The following is a 14,339-nucleotide window of genomic DNA, read 5'->3' as shown; positions in this document are numbered from 1 at the left end:
CCTCACCTCCCCCATCTGACGAGGACGCGAATGTCTCCGCTGGCCCAGCCGACCGCAAAGTCGCCCGAGCCCTCCCAGGCCGCCCCACAGCCGTCCACCCCGCTGGACCGGTTCTTCAGGATCTCCGAGCGCGGCTCCACGCTCGCCCGTGAGGTCCGCGGCGGTGTCGCCACCTTCTTCACGATGGCGTACATCCTGGTGCTCAACCCGATCATCCTGGCCAATGCCGTCGACATGACCGGCACCCACCTGAGCAGTGCTCAGCTGGTCACCGCGACCGCCCTGACGGCCGGTCTGACCACGCTGCTGATGGGTGTGATCGGCAACGTGCCGATCGGTCTGGCGGCGGGCCTCGGCGTCAACACCATCGTCGCGCTCCAGCTCGCCCCCCGGATGACCTGGGCGGACGCGATGGGCATGGTGGTGCTGGCCGGGTTCGCGATCATGATCCTGGTGGCCACCGGGCTCCGCGAGCGGGTGATGAACGCGGTGCCGCTCGGCCTGCGGAAGGCCATCGCGATCGGCATCGGCCTCTTCATCTGCCTGGTCGGCCTGGTGGACGCGGGCTTCGTCAGCCGCATCCCGGACGCCGCGCACACCACCGTCCCGCTCCAGCTCGGCTCGGACGGCCACCTGAACGGCTGGCCGGTGCTGGTCTTCATCCTGGGCCTGCTGCTCACCCTGGTCCTGATGATCCGTAAGGTCCCCGGCGCGATCCTGATCAGCATCGCGGCGATGACCGCCGTCGCGGTCCTGCTCAACCAGGCGGCGACCATCCCGGCGAGCTCCTGGGGTCTGACCGTGCCGGAGTGGCCGGGCAATCCGGTGGCCGCCCCCGACTTCGGTCTGGTCGGTCAGGTCAGCCTGTTCGGCGGCTTCGGCAAGGTCGGCCTCCTGACCGGCTGCCTGTTCGTCTTCACCGTGCTGATGTCCTGCTTCTTCGACGCGATGGGCACCATCCTCGGCGTCGCCGACGAGGCCCACCTGCTGGACGAGAAGGGCGACCTGCCCGGCATCAACAAGATCCTGATGGTGGACGGCATCGCCACCGCCGCCGGCGGCGCGACCTCCTCCTCCGCCAACACCTGCTTCGTCGAGTCCACCGCGGGCGTCGGCGAGGGCGCCAGGACCGGCTTCGCCTCGATCGTCACCGGCGGGCTCTTCCTGGTCGCGCTCTTCCTCACCCCGCTCGCCACCATGGTCCCCGCCCAGGCCGCCACCCCGGCCCTGGTCACGGTCGGCTTCCTGATCCTGGCCAACTCGATCCGGGACATCGACTGGTCCGACTACACGATCGCCGTCCCGGCCTTCCTCACCATGGTCCTGATGCCGTTCAGCTACAGCATCACCAACGGCATCGGCTTCGGCTTCATCACCTTCTGCGTCCTGCGCCTCGCCGCCGGCCGCGGCCGCAGCGTCCCGGTCGCCCTCTACGTGGTCGCCGCGGTCTTCGCCTTCTACTACCTGATGCCGGCCCTCGGCCTCGGCTGACCCGACGCGTCACCGGCGAGCCCTCCCGTGCACCGCATGGGAGGGCTCGGTGCGTTCTCGGCGGGTGTTTGGGAGGGGTGTTGTAGAGGTCCCCCGAGCGAGCGTTTGACTGGGCATGGACATGCTTGGATGAGGCTCGCGCGGGGCTCGGGGCGGGGCTGAGCAGGGCGTGAACGGGGGGAGTTCGCGGTACTGCTGACCTGCCGTCGGAGGGCACATGCGCATTCTGCTGATCGCCAGCGCTTTCAACAGCCTGACCCAGCGCGTCCACGTGGAGCTGCGCGAGCGTGGCCATACGCTCGGGGTCGAACTCGCCCTCGGGGACGAGGCGGTACGGGCCGGGGTGGCCCGGTTCCGGCCGGATCTGATTCTGGCGCCGATGCTGACCCGGGCGGTGCCGGAGGACGTCTGGCAGCGGTATCCGGTGCTGATCGTGCACCCGGGGCCGAAGGGTGACCGGGGGCCGTCCTCGCTGGACTGGGCGATCCACCAGGGTTCGGCCGAGTGGGGCGTGACGGTGCTTCAGGCGGTGGCGGAGATGGATGCGGGGCCGATCTGGGCCTCGGTGCCGTTCACCGTCCGGGCCGGCGGGAAGAGCGAGTTGTACCGGAACGAGGTCGCGGACGCGGCGGTCGAGGCGGTGCTGCTGGCGGTCGAGCGGTTCGCGGGCGGCTGGTACGGGCCCGAGCCGCTGGACTACTCCCAGTGGGACGTCACCGGGCAGCTCCGCCCGTACCACGCGCAGGAGTTCCGGCGGATCGACTGGGCGGCGGACGACACCGCGACGGTGCTGCGCAAGCTGCGGGCGGCGGACAGTCAGCCGGGGGTGCTGGACATCCTGCTGGGTCGGGAGTACTTCCTGCACGGCGGCTGCGCGGAGGACGAACTGCGCGGCAGGCCGGGTGAGTTGATCGCCAGTCGGGACGGTGCGGTGTGCCGGGCCACGGTGGACGGGGCGGTCTGGATCCCGCAGCTGCGGCCGCGCCGGGAGGCGGGTGGTCCGCCCACCTTCAAGCTGCCCGCCGCGCGGGTGCTCGGGCCCTCGCTGGTGCTGGCGGGCGTACCGGAGGTGCCGGTCACGCCCGAGCGGGCGGCCGGGCGGCAGACCTGGTCGGAGATCCGCTACCGGGAGGCGGGGGAGGTCGGGTACCTGGAGTTCGGGTTCCCCGGCGGGGCGATGAGTACGGCGCAGTGCCGTCGGCTGCTGGCGGCGTACCGGGCGGCGGTGGCACGGCCGACGTCGGTGCTGGTGCTGGGGCCGTCGCGGGACTTCTTCTCCAACGGCATCCATCTGAATGTGATCGAGGCGGCCGGTGATCCGGCGGCGGAGTCCTGGGCGAACATCAACGCGATGGACGACCTGGTCGAGGCGATGCTGACCAGCACCGACAAGTACGTGGTGGCGGCGTTGGCCGGGAACGCGGCGGCCGGCGGCCTGATGCTGGCGCTGGCGGCGGACGAGGTGTGGTGCCGGGCTTCGGCGGTGCTCAATCCGCACTACCGGCTGATGGGGCTGTACGGCTCCGAGTACTGGACCTACACGCTGCCGCGGCGGGTCGGCGCCGAGCAGGCGGAGCGGCTGACCGCGGCCGCGCTGCCGGTCGGGCCCCGGGAGGCGCTGGCGCTCGGTCTGGTGGACCGGGTGGGCGGCGGTGACTCGACGGCGTTCCGGGGCTGGGTGCAGGAGCAGGCCGACCTGCTGGCCAGGTCCGGCGAGTTGGCGGCGCGGCTGCTGGCGAAGAAGCAGCGGCGGGTCGACGACGAGGCGGTCAAGCCGCTGGCGGCGTACCGCGCCGAGGAGTTGGCCCGGATGCGGCACAACTTCCTCGACCCGGGCGAGAGTTACCACCAGCTGCGGCGGGCCTTCGTGTACAAGAGCTGCCCGGTCGAGACCCCGGCGCACCTGCGCGGCTGACACCCGAAAGCGCTGGCACACGAAAGAAAGCAGGGCCCCCGCCGGGCAGCGGCGGGGGCCCTGCTGGTGTCCGGGTTACCGAGCCCGGACGCTGAGGGGCGCGGCCGGACCGAGGAAGACCGAGGGACGTCCGATCTCCTTGCTCGGGGCGACGGCGAACGCCAGTGCGCTGGAGAACACGTAGGTGCCGAGGCCGACGGCGAGCGGGAAGACGAACTGCAGCCCGATCACCCCGGGCGGCGTGGTGCGGACCGCCGAGAGCTGGACGCTGATCGCGGTCATGCCGGTGTAGTGCATCGCGCAGACCGCGACCCCCATCACCGGTGCGGCGGCCAGTACGGCGGCGGTGCCCTGGATGTTCAGCGCGGCCCAGAGCGCGGCGGTCGCCGCGAAGATCGCGATGCCGACCGAGACCGCCACCGTGGTGGTGTCGTACGCGATGGTGCCGGAGACCCGCATCGCGGCCATCCCGAGGTAGTGCATGGCGGCCACCCCGAGCCCGGTGGCCACACCGCCGGCCAGCAGCGAGCCGACCGGCCGGCTGCTGTAGCCGACGGTGAAGATGCCGGCGCCGACCACCAGGATGGCGACCAGCAGGCTGAGCACGGTGAGTGGGACGTTGTAGCGGATCTCGGCGCCGCGGACCGCGAAGCCGAGCATCGCGATGAAGTGCATGCTCCAGATGCCGAGGCCGAGCGAGATCGAGGCGAAGGTGAGCCAGTTCCGTCTGGTCCGGCCCTCGGTGAGCAGCGCCCACCGGGTGCTGCGGAGGGCGAGCAGGGCCCCGAGGCAGGCAGCCAAGTAGGAGATCGCCGGGGTGACCCAGCCGTGGACAGCGTGGTCGATGTGACCCAAGAAGACTCCCTGGACGGGGGCGGGGTGCACTGTGCCGGCGTGCTGTGTTCCTGACAACCTGGAGGCTAACGGCGGGTCAGGTGCGGGGCAACCCTGGGGGATTTGGTGAACTCCCAGGTCAGGGTGGGTCCTTCACGAGTACGCCAAGAGCTGGGCACGAAGTCCTGACGGGATGTCCAGTCTTCCTGGCGACCCGCGGATATGAGTTTTCATTAGCGAGAGTAATGAGATAGGCTAATGACTATGCCCGAGATGTCCGAGGAGGACCTCGCAGCGGTCAGCCAGCTGCGTTCGTCCGCCATGCGCCTTTCCCGCCGGTTGCGACACCAGCGGGTCGAGGAGTCGTTGAGCCCCACCGAGATCGGGGTGCTCGGCACCCTCGGCAGGTGCGGCAAGGCCACCCCTGGTGAGCTCGCCAGGAAGGAACACGTCCAGCCGCCGTCGATGACCCGGATCATCGCGATGCTGGAGGAGAAGGGCCTGGTCCGGCGCGAGCCGCACCCGGAGGACCGCCGGCAGGTGGTGGTCAGTGCCACCGAGCAGGCGGAGGCGATCCTCGCGGAGAGCCGCCGCAGGCGGAACGCCTGGCTGGCCGAACTGGCCCAGGGGCTGACCGAGGAGGAGTGGGCGGTACTCAAGGAGGCCGCACCCGTCCTCTACAAGCTGGCGCACCTCTAGGACGTAGCAGCAGGACGCAGACGGGACCGGAAGAAGGAGTACCGCATCACCGCATCACACAACCGAGCAAGCAGCAGCGCGACGCTGGCCACCGCCGTGGTCGCGCTTCGAGGGGAGAGCACCGTGACACCGCCGGCCGCCATCAGCGCCGCCATCCGTACCGACGACTCGACGACCGACTCGGCAGCGACCACCGCTGCCCCCGCCGACAGCCTGGCGCCGACCCCCGTGGGTCTGCCGGGCAGCGGCGACGACGACCCCGACGAACGCACCGCGGCGGCACCGACCGCCGCGTCCGCCCCGCTCCGGAAGGCACCGGCAGGGGACGGCCCCACGGGGGCCCGCTTCACCCGGCCCGACGGGATGTTCTCCTCCCTGCGGGTCCGCAACTACCGCTACTACTTCGCCGGTCAGGTGGTCTCCAACACCGGCACCTGGATGCAGCGGATCGCCCAGGACTGGCTGGTGCTCAGCCTCACCGGCAGCCCGCTCGCGGTCGGCATCACGACCGCGATGCAGTTCCTCCCGATGCTGCTGCTCGGCCTCTGGGGCGGCGTAATGGCCGACCGGCTGCCCAAGCGGCGGCTGCTGATCGCCACCCAGGGCGCGATGGGCCTGCTGGCCGTCGGCCTCGCGGTGCTCACCATCTCCGGCGCGGTCACCGCCGGGTACGTCTACGTCTTCGCGCTGCTGCTCGGCCTGGTCACGGTGGTGGACAACCCCACCCGGCAGGCCTTCGTCAGCGAGATGGTGCCCGCCAAGGACCTGGCCAACGCGGTCAGCCTGAACGCCGCCAACTTCCAGACCGCCCGGCTGATCGGTCCGGCGGTGGCCGGTCTGCTGATCGCCGCGGTCGGCAGCGGCTGGGCCTTCGCGGTCAACGCGCTGTCGTTCGCCGCCGTGATCGGCGGCCTGCTGGCGATGCGGACGAGTGAGCTGCGTCCGACCGAGCCGGTGGCCCGGCAGAGCGGTCAACTCCGGGAGGGGCTCCGGTATGTGAAGGAGCGTCCGGAGCTGCTCTGGCCGATGGTGCTGGCCGGATTCATCGGGACCTTCGGGTTCAACTTCCCGACCCTGCTGTCGGGTTTCGCCTACGGCACCTTCCACGTGGGTGCCGGGCAGTACGGCCTGCTGAACACCGCGATGGCGGTCGGTTCGCTGGCCGGTGCGCTGCTCGCCGCCCGGCGCGGGGTGCCCCGGCTGCGCCGGCTGGTCGGCGCCGCGCTGGTCTTCGGTGCGCTGGAGGTGCTGGCCGCCTTCGCCCCCGGGTACTGGTCGTTCGCGCTGCTGCTGACCGTGATCGGGGTCTTCGGCCTGACCTTCAACACCTCGGTCAACTCGATGATCCAGCTGTCCACCGACCCGGAGATGCGCGGCCGGGTGAGCGGGCTGCTGGTGCTGGTCTTCACCGGCGGCACGCCCATCGGCGCCCCGGTGGTCGGCTGGGTGACCGACGTCTACGGGCCCCGGCTCGGCCTGCTGGCCTGCGGCGCGGTCTCCGCGCTGGCCGCCCTGGTGGTCGGCCTGGTGCTGGCCAGGGCCGCCGACCTCAAGGTCCGGGTCGACCTGCACCGGGGCTCCCGGGTGGTGGCCTTCGTGCCGCGCACCCCGGTCCCGGTGCGCACCCGCGAGCTGGCCACCGCCTGCTGACGGTCGGCCGGGTGACCCGGTCTCAGATCCTGATCTCCAGGACCTGACCGGGCCACCGGCGGCCGTCGTCCAGGGTGACCTCGAACCCCTCGGTCGGGGTGAAGCCGAGCCGCTGGTACTGCGCCACCAGCCGTCGGTCGTCGCCCGCGTAGCAGTCCACCCGCAAGGCCGAAAGCCCGCGGCGGCGGGCCTCGGCCAGCGCGTCCGCGACCAGCGCCGCGCCCACGCCGGTGCCGCGGGCGGCCCGGTCGGTGACCAGCCAGCGGATGTACAGCTCGGGGCCGTCGGCCGGGGCGGCGTACTCCGGGGCCTGCTCGGCCAGCACGCAGCTGCCGAGCACCCGGCCGTCCCGGTCCACCGCGAGGCGGACCAGCAGCTCGGCCGCGGCCTGTTCGAGCTTGGCCACCGCGGTCGGGCGGCTGCTCCAGGGCTGCTCGCCCCACTGCCCGGTCCGGCCCTCGGCGGCCAGCCAGGCCACGGCGCCGTCGAGCAGGGCCAGGATCGCGGGGGCGTCGGCGGGGCCGCCGGTGTGGATCTGCATGGAAATGTTTCTACCAGGCGGTACCCGTGGCCGATCATGGAGGTATGAGGCTCTTCGTGGCGGTGAATCCGCCGGTGGTCGCGGTGCAGGAACTGGCCGACGCGGTGGCGCCGTTGCGCGAGCTGCCGGGGGCGGAGCGGCTGCGCTGGAGCGGGGTCGACGGGTGGCACCTGACGCTGGCCTTCCTGGGCGAGCTGCCGGTGACCGAACTGCCCGCGCTGACCGGGCTGCTGGCCCGGGTGGCCGAGGAGCACGGTGCGCACCGGCTGCGGCTGGCCGGGGGCGGCTGCTTCGGCGACCGGGTGCTCTGGGCCGGGGTGGACGGGGAGGTCTGGGCGCTCCGCCGGCTGGCCGAGGCGGTCCGCGAGGGGGTCGGTGAACTCGGCGTCGAGACCGACCAGTTCGGCTTCCACCCGCATCTGACGCTGGCTCGGGCAGGCTCCTCGCAGGGCCGTCGGCGGGCCGCCCGGCGGACCGACGCGGGCGACCTGCAGTCGCTGGCCGGTGCGCTGGACGGCTTCCGGGGCCGTGAGTGGCGGGCCGGTGAGCTCTGTCTGATGCGCAGCGACCAGGGCATCGGCCCGTCCCGCTACACGGTGCTGGAGCGCCTGCCGCTGGCGGACTGGACCGCCTGACCCCGGTGCCGGAGCGAGGCCGCCGCAGCGGCCGGGTTTCACCCGGGTGGCCGGATGGTGCCAGCAGCGATCGCGGGCGACGGTTCCCTTGTCGGGGGGAGTCGGCGCCCGTACGTTCGTCGGATGGAGCTGGAGCTGCGCCACCTGCGGACCATCCGGGCGATCGCCGACGCGGGCAGCCTGACCAAGGCCTCGGTCTCACTGGGTCTGGCCCAGCCCGCGCTGAGTACCCAACTCAAGCGGATCGAACGACTGTTGGGCGGCACCCTGTTCGAGCGCAGCCGGGAGGGAGTGCGGCCGACCCCGCTCGGCGAGCTGGTGCTGGACCGGGCCAAGGTGCTGCTGCCCGCCGCGCGGGAGCTCCAGGAGGAGGCCGTCCGGTTCGCCAACGCGCTCGGCGGGCCGCCCCGGTTCCGGCTCGGCGCCACCCACGGACCGCTGCTCGGCGCCCTGGTGGACCGGCTGATGGCCGAGTACCCGGGTGCCGCCGTGACCACCGCCACCTCCTGGTCCATCCAGCAGCTCACCGGCCAAGTGGCGGGCGGGCGGCTGGACTTCGCGCTGGTCGGGGTCTGCGGGGAGAGCAAACCGGAGGGTGACGACCGGCTGGCCTGGCGCGAGATCGGCACCGATCCGGTGTTCGCGATGCTGGCCGACGACCATCCGCTGGCCGGAGAGCCGGAACTGAAACTGTGCCAACTGGCCGACGAGCAGTGGACGATGGCGCCGGGGGAGGGCTGCTTCGCGGACTGTTTCTCGGCGGCCTGCAGCCGGGCCGGGTTCGCCCCGCTGCCGATGTACGAGACCGACACCGCCTCCTGCGTGCACCTGGTGCAGGTGGGGCGGGCGGTCGGCCTCTGCCGCGCCACCTTCCCGCCCACCGCCGGACTGGTCACCGTGCCGCTGGCGGGCTCCCCGCTGACCTGGCGTCACCTGCTCGGCTGGCACCCCGCCGCCGGCGCGGCCGGGACGGCCGGCGAAGTCACCGGCTACGCCCGCACCGCGCACGCCGAGGCCGCCGGGCGCAGCCCCTCGTACGCCAGTTGGCTGGCCGCCCGGTAGACACCTGGGGGGTGCCGACCGGGCGGGCCCGTAGACGGGATCAGACCGGCTGCGGCTCCAGATCGCGGTTGATCCGGCGCCAGCCCCGGGCCGAGACGGTGTTGGGGTGTTCCTCGCCGAACAGGCGGAGCAGCTCGGCCAGCGCGTGCTCGCGGAGTTCGGCGGCCTGGGCGGGGCTGGACTTGCGCAGGGTGACCGCGAGGTTGGACTCGCAGGCGATCGCGTCCGGGTGGGCGGGGCCGTACCGGTTGCACAGGCCGGTGTAGGCGGCCCGCTCCAACTCCTCGGCCTTGGCGGGCAGTCCGCCGTCGCCGTAGGCGTTGGCCAGGTTGATCATCGCGTTCATGGTGAACGGGTGGTCGGGGCCGAGCACCGCCCGGAGGTTCTGCACGGTGTGCGTGCCGCGCCGGATCGCCGCGTCGACGTCGCCGCTGCCGCGCAGGTAGATGCCGAGGTTGTTCTCGCAGGCCAGGGTGAACGGGTGCTCGTCGCCGAACAGCCGCTGGTGCCCCTCGTAGACGGTGGTGGCCAGGTCCCGGGCGGCCTCCTTGTCGCCGGAGGCGCTGTGGTCGGCGGCCAGGTTGAGCGCGCAGGCCAGGGTGTCCGCCGCCTCCGCGCCGAACCGGTCCAGGTAGCGCTCGTAGGTCTGCATGGTGAGCTGCCTGGCCTCCCGCAGGTGGCCGTCCCGACGGAGCGACACCGCGAGGGACTTGGCATTGCGCAGGTTCTCCGGCAGGTCGGCCTGGAGCACGTCGGCGAGCTCCTCGGTGACCTCCCGCAGCAGCTCGATCGACCCCTTGTAGTCGCCGATCTCGCGCAGGTCGCGGGCCAGGTTGGACTTGCTGGAGAGGGTGTACGGGTGCCTCGGGCCGAGCACCGCGGCCCGCCGGTCGTAGGTGTCCTGGTCCAGGTCGCGGGCGGCCTCGCTGTCGCCGACCAGGCGGTAGTCGATGGCCAGGTTGTTGGCGATCGACAGGGTGCGGGCGTTCTCCTCGCCGAACAGCTCGCGGAACTGGCCGTACGTCTCCAGGTCGAGGTCGAGCGCCTCCTGGAACCGGCCGAGTGCGCGCAGGTCGGCGCCGAGCGAACCCGCGGTCATCAGGGTGTACGGGTTGTGCTCGCCGAGCAGGGCCTTCTGCCCGGCCAGGGTGCGCTCGTCGAGGGAGCGGGCGTCCGCGAAGTTGCCCTGCGAGCGGACCACGTTGGCGAGTTGGAAGTTGAGGCTGAGCACCTGGCGCCGCAGGTGCCGGGCCTCGACCTCGTCCGGCTCGCCGCCGAGCCGGCCGGTCCAGGTGGCGTCGAGCTGTTCGGCGAGGGTGCGGGCCTTGTCGAGGTCGGTGCGCTTCCAGAGGTAGCGGACCCGGTCGATCAGCAGTTCGCGGGTCTCGCGCTCGTCGCAGTCCTGGGCCCTGGAGGGGGCCAGGTGCGGCCAGATCTTCTCGAACCGGGGCCAGTTGGCGGGGTTGTCGGTGTCGCCGAGCGCGGGACGGGCGCCGACCAGGATGCGGTGCACCTCGTGCATCGCGGCCTCGCGGGCGCTGTCGTCCATCTCGGAGCGGACCACGGCCTGCACCAGCCGGTGCACCTGGAAGCTGTTGCTGCCGGCGTCGACCTTGGCCAGGGCGTACCGGCCGACCGCCTGGATCACCTTGCCGAGCATGAAGACGTCGCTGAGGTCCTCGTCGTACCTCACCAGCGACCTGATCATCTGGTCGCTGTAGAACAGGTCCATCGAGATCGGCTCGGGGGCGAAGAACGCGCAGAGCTGCAACAGCCGCACCGCCGCCGGGGACTGCTCGCGCAGCCGGGCGATCGAGACGTTCCAGGTGGCCCCGACCGGGGTGGGGTAGTCGGCCGGGCGGCCGACCGCGAGCGCCCGGGTGGCCTCCTGCTGGAGCTGGCGGACGTAGGTGTCGACGGGGGTGCGGGTGGTGTCCAGCCAGGCGGCCGCCACCTCGACCGCCAGCGGCAGGTCGCCGACCGCCTCGGCCACCCGGTCGGCGTCGGCCCGGGACAGGCCCCGGGTGCGCCGGGTGAGGTGCTCGACGCTCTCGCCCCGGGTGAAGACGTCCACCCCGAGCACCCCGGCCTGGCCGGACCAGGCCTGGTTCCGCGAGGTGACCAGGATGTGCCCGGAGCCGCCGGGGAAGAACCGGCGGATCTCGCCCGGCTCGTCGGCGTTGTCGAAGATCAGCAGCCAGCGCGAGGTCGGGTTGCCCCGGCGCAGCGCCTCCCGGGCCGCCTCGGCGGCCTCGTTGACACTGTCGCCGACCCGCAGCCCGAGCCGCGCCGCCAGCTCGGCCAGCGCGGTCGGGATCAGGTCGGTCTGCTCGGCGTCGATCCACCAGACCAGGTCGTAGTGCGACATGTAGCGGTGCGCGTACTCCAGTGCCAGCTGGGACTTGCCGACTCCGCCGAGCCCGTACAGCGTCTGCGGGGTCGGCAGCACCACCATCGGCCCGCCGACCAGCTGTTCGCGCAGCTCCTCCAGCACCTTGGCCCGGCCGGTGAAGGACGGGTTGCGCTGCGGCACCGACCAGTACGAGGGCCGGGTGCCGGGGAAGCGCGGGATCGGCACCTCGGCGTCGATGTCGGCGTCCGCCCGGCCGAGCGCGCGGAGCAGGATGGCGGCGGCCTGGCTCTCGTCGCGGCCGACCAGGTCGACCGGGTTGCGGCTGACGAACGGTGCGTTCAGCCGGACGTCGCTGACCCGGACCGGGACGATCTGGCGACGGCTGCCCGAGGGGTCGAAACCGCCCATCGAGTCCCACAGCGCCCGGGCCTGAGGGGCCCTCAGATAGGCGGCGGAGAGCACCGCGACGGTCCGGTTGGCGGCGTCGATGCCGCGCTCGGTCTCCTGCCGGGTGTCCGCCCCCGCCCCGATGTCCCGGGGCACCACCCGGAATCCGGCGCTCTCCAGCACGGCGGCGATCCAGTCCGCCCAGATCCGGTCCTCGGGGACGAAGGAGAGGTAGAGGTCGGCGGGCACGGTCGGCCGCCGCCGGGTGTACGCCTCCACCCAGTGCAGCCGGACGTCCTCGTCCAGTGGCGGCAGCGCGGTGACCCGGCCCTTGGTCAGCACCGAGGTGAGCCGCTCGCAGGCGGCCAGCATCGAGGTCGGGGTGCCGGTCTGGTCGCCGAAGGTGGCCAGGATCTCCTCGTAGGCGTAGAACGGCCGGTACGGGATCTCCACCGAGCCCCAGTAGTGGGCGAGTTCCTCCTCGACCAGCCCCTCGGGCAGCCCGGAGAACCGCAGCCGGGCCAGCGCCCGGCCGGCGTCCGCCTTCTCCTTCTCGCCCTCGTCGATCCGCATCGGCACCGGCAGGATGCGGATCGCCCGCTCCCGGTAGCGGTCGTTGATGTGCTGGGCGATCTTCGAGGCGCCCTCGATGCTCTGGTCGCTCAGGGTGAAGCAGACCACCAGGTCGTCCGGCATCTGCACGGTGCAGATCTCGGCGATGTCGGACAGGCCGGTCCGGCTGTCGATCAGGATGTAGTCGTAACGGCGGCTCATGTCCCGCTTCAGGGCGTCGAAGAACTGCCCGCCGTCGAACCGGTCGTAGAACAGGTCCCAGTCGAGCCGGCCGACCACCTCGGAGTAGTCCCGGTTCAGCTGGCCTGCGGAGAGGAAGTCCAGGCTGCCGCCGGGCGGGAACCCGGGCCAGGAGAGCGAGAGCGCGTGCGGGTGGACCCGGGCGAAGTCCTGGTGCCAGCCCGGCGGGTGCTCGACCTCGCGGAGCGCCTCCTCCCGGTAGTCGGTGATCAGGTCCATCATCCCGGTGGTGCCCGCCAGCGCGCCCTGGTCGAGGAAAGGCCGGAAGAACTTGGCCAGGCCCGGCGCCTCCAGGTCCCAGTCCACGGTGAGCACCCGGAAGCCGTTGGCGGCCAGGATCCAGGCGGTGTTGGCCAGCGCCATGGTGCGGCCGGTGCCGCCCTTGTAGGAGTAGAAGGTCACCACCCGGCCCTGGCGGTCCTCGTTGGCCTGCGGCTCGGCGTCCTCCACCGGGTCGGCCATCCGGAGCTTCCTGGTCGGCTTGTCGGTCATAGCTCTCCTCCCCCGAAGGCGATCCCCGGGGGAGAATCGTCCTCCTCGTGATAGCGCGGCTGGTCGCTGTCCCGGTCGTCCCGACTCCAGGGCCGTCGCCGTGGCGGCTCGTCCCCGGCGCCCGGCGGCAGTTCGAAGGCCCGGCGCAGACTCGGCCTGCTGCTGCCCGAACTACCGGTCCCTTCGGGCTGGTTGCCCTGTCCGTTCGGTGGTCTCGAACTCTCCTCGAAGGCGTACTTGGCCCGCATCACCGCCCGCGGCAGCGCGGCCTCGAACTCCTCCAGGGTGCCCAGCTCGGTCGGGGTGCCGTGGAAGCTCGGCCGGCTGTCGCGGTGCTGGGAGCGCAGCGTGCGGGCGCTCAGCTCGGTCAGCGTCTCGCCGTCGGCGACACAGTCCGGATCGGTGCTGCTCCACGGCTCCAGCACGCTCACCCAGGACGGGTTGCGCCGGTCGAAGTCCACCACCGCCTCCCGCCGGGTCTCGTCCCGCAGCGCCCAGCGGTCCAGCAGCAGCAGCCCGGGAGCGGTCGGCGGGCCCTCGGCGAGGATCGCGTCCGCCTCGTCCTCGTACGCGTGCACGCTCGGCTCGAACCCCAACTGCCGTGCCACCCTGGCCGCGTGGTCGGCCAGCGGGCGGGACGAGGCGGGCTGGTACGGGCGCCAGTCGGTCGGGTGCGGGCCGTAGTAGTCCGGGTTGCGGTCCTCCGGCAGCTCGGCCTGCGGGTAGGAGAGCACCGAGATCCGGAGCTGCCGGGTGCGCGGCGTCGGGAAGGCGCTCGGCTGGGCCTGGAAGTCCAGCGGCCGGCCCGGCGGGATCACCGTGCTGGCCGCCACGTCCACGATCCGCTCGGCCAGCCGGTGCACGGCCAGCTCGTAGGCCCGGCGGAAGTAGCCGAGCCGCATCAGCGCGTACAGGCCCTCGGCCTCGTAGTCGGGGCCGAACCCACGGTGGTTGAACTGGAGTTGCCGGGCCACCTCGGGCAGCTGGTGGTCGCTCATCGGAATCCACAGCACCGGCACGATCCCGGTCGGCCGCTCGGTGCTCTGCCGCTCCGGGAAGACCGGCCGCTGGACGAACGAGTGCCACTCCTGGCCGCAGGCCACGCTGGTGAAGTAGCGCGGCGAGTAGAGCGGCACGAAGACCCGGCAGCTGGCCAGCTCCTGGGACAGCCGCTCGGCCCACAACTGGCCCTGGTGCATGGACTGGTCCATGAAACCGACCGGTGACCCGCCGCGCAGGTCGGTCAGGTGCAGCACCTCGTCGCAGAGATCGTTGAAGAGGCGGTTCACCCACTGGTTGGGATCGCCTGCCCCGCCGGTGCGGGATCTGGGCACGTGCGCGTAGCTGAGAAAGAAGTACGGACGCTCCGCGTTCTCGTCCCACCCGCCAGGGTCGTCGTCGCCGTACACACGCGCCTCCCCCGAGACCATCCGGTGTGTTGGTGGTGCACCGTCTCAGACGTAGCCG

General features: G+C 72.2%; 10 protein-coding genes. 6 read left to right on the top strand and 4 right to left on the bottom strand.

Going from position 1 to position 14,339, the window contains the following annotated elements; genetic code table 11:
* Positions 1-30 precede the first annotated feature (30 nt).
* Positions 31-1,491 carry an NCS2 family permease gene (locus tag ACXJMZ_RS14140; protein ID WP_457030372.1) on the top strand — a complete coding sequence of 487 codons (1,461 nt, stop codon included), beginning with the start codon at positions 31-33 and terminating at the stop codon, positions 1,489-1,491.
* A gap of 217 nt (positions 1,492-1,708) precedes the next feature.
* Positions 1,709-3,406, top strand: a complete 1,698-nt coding sequence (locus ACXJMZ_RS14135) for a hydrogenase maturation protein (RefSeq protein WP_457030371.1) — start codon at positions 1,709-1,711, stop codon at positions 3,404-3,406.
* A 75-nt stretch (positions 3,407-3,481) separates the two neighbouring features.
* Here the strand turns inward: ACXJMZ_RS14135 and ACXJMZ_RS14130 are convergent, their stop codons facing one another.
* Complete coding sequence (locus tag ACXJMZ_RS14130; RefSeq protein ID WP_457030370.1) at positions 3,482-4,261, bottom strand: MHYT domain-containing protein; 780 nt, start codon at positions 4,259-4,261, stop codon at positions 3,482-3,484.
* Positions 4,262-4,498: 237 nt separating this feature from the next.
* Between ACXJMZ_RS14130 and ACXJMZ_RS14125 the strand changes: the two genes are divergently transcribed.
* A complete protein-coding gene (locus ACXJMZ_RS14125) occupies positions 4,499-4,939 on the top strand; it encodes a MarR family winged helix-turn-helix transcriptional regulator (RefSeq protein WP_457030369.1) in 441 nt (146 codons plus the stop codon).
* A gap of 228 nt (positions 4,940-5,167) precedes the next feature.
* Positions 5,168-6,589, top strand: a complete 1,422-nt coding sequence (locus ACXJMZ_RS14120) for an MFS transporter (protein WP_457030488.1) — start codon at positions 5,168-5,170, stop codon at positions 6,587-6,589.
* A gap of 22 nt (positions 6,590-6,611) precedes the next feature.
* On the opposite strand, the gene ACXJMZ_RS14115 is transcribed toward ACXJMZ_RS14120, so the two are convergent.
* The gene (locus tag ACXJMZ_RS14115) at positions 6,612-7,130 is read right to left on the bottom strand and encodes a GNAT family N-acetyltransferase (RefSeq protein WP_457030368.1); all 519 of its coding nucleotides are present in this window, start codon (positions 7,128-7,130) and stop codon (positions 6,612-6,614) included.
* A gap of 44 nt (positions 7,131-7,174) precedes the next feature.
* On the opposite strand from ACXJMZ_RS14115, the gene thpR reads away from it, so the two are divergent.
* Together thpR and ACXJMZ_RS14105 are read left to right on the top strand one after the other, a co-directional pair.
* Positions 7,175-7,765: an RNA 2',3'-cyclic phosphodiesterase gene (gene thpR, locus ACXJMZ_RS14110; protein ID WP_457030367.1), complete on the top strand. Its 591-nt coding sequence runs from the start codon at positions 7,175-7,177 to the stop codon at positions 7,763-7,765.
* Positions 7,766-7,888: 123 nt separating this feature from the next.
* Positions 7,889-8,827: a LysR family transcriptional regulator gene (locus ACXJMZ_RS14105; protein WP_457030366.1), complete on the top strand. Its 939-nt coding sequence runs from the start codon at positions 7,889-7,891 to the stop codon at positions 8,825-8,827.
* Between the two features lie 40 nt (positions 8,828-8,867).
* Here the strand turns inward: ACXJMZ_RS14105 and fxsT are convergent, their stop codons facing one another.
* Complete coding sequence (gene fxsT / locus ACXJMZ_RS14100; RefSeq protein ID WP_457030365.1) at positions 8,868-12,872, bottom strand: FxSxx-COOH system tetratricopeptide repeat protein; 4,005 nt, start codon at positions 12,870-12,872, stop codon at positions 8,868-8,870.
* Positions 12,869-14,281, bottom strand: a complete 1,413-nt coding sequence (locus tag ACXJMZ_RS14095; protein WP_457030364.1) for a TIR-like protein FxsC — start codon at positions 14,279-14,281, stop codon at positions 12,869-12,871. The genes fxsT and ACXJMZ_RS14095 overlap by 4 nt, the downstream gene beginning before the upstream one ends.
* Between the last annotated feature and the right edge of the window lie 58 nt (positions 14,282-14,339).

This window comes from Kitasatospora sp. P5_F3 (assembly GCF_054049135.1).
Note: the sequence above shows the minus strand (reverse complement) of the source record. Positions and strands in the feature narration are given on the sequence as shown.

Coding starts and splice junctions, on each gene's coding strand:
- ACXJMZ_RS14140 (WP_457030372.1), top strand. CDS start 31: ATGTCTCCGCTGGCCCAGCCGACCGCAAAGTCGCCCGAGCCCTCCCAG.
- ACXJMZ_RS14135 (WP_457030371.1), top strand. CDS start 1,709: ATGCGCATTCTGCTGATCGCCAGCGCTTTCAACAGCCTGACCCAGCGC.
- ACXJMZ_RS14125 (WP_457030369.1), top strand. CDS start 4,499: ATGACTATGCCCGAGATGTCCGAGGAGGACCTCGCAGCGGTCAGCCAG.
- ACXJMZ_RS14115 (WP_457030368.1), bottom strand. CDS start 7,130: ATGCAGATCCACACCGGCGGCCCCGCCGACGCCCCCGCGATCCTGGCC.
- thpR (WP_457030367.1), top strand. CDS start 7,175: ATGAGGCTCTTCGTGGCGGTGAATCCGCCGGTGGTCGCGGTGCAGGAA.
- ACXJMZ_RS14105 (WP_457030366.1), top strand. CDS start 7,889: ATGGAGCTGGAGCTGCGCCACCTGCGGACCATCCGGGCGATCGCCGAC.
- fxsT (WP_457030365.1), bottom strand. CDS start 12,872: ATGACCGACAAGCCGACCAGGAAGCTCCGGATGGCCGACCCGGTGGAG.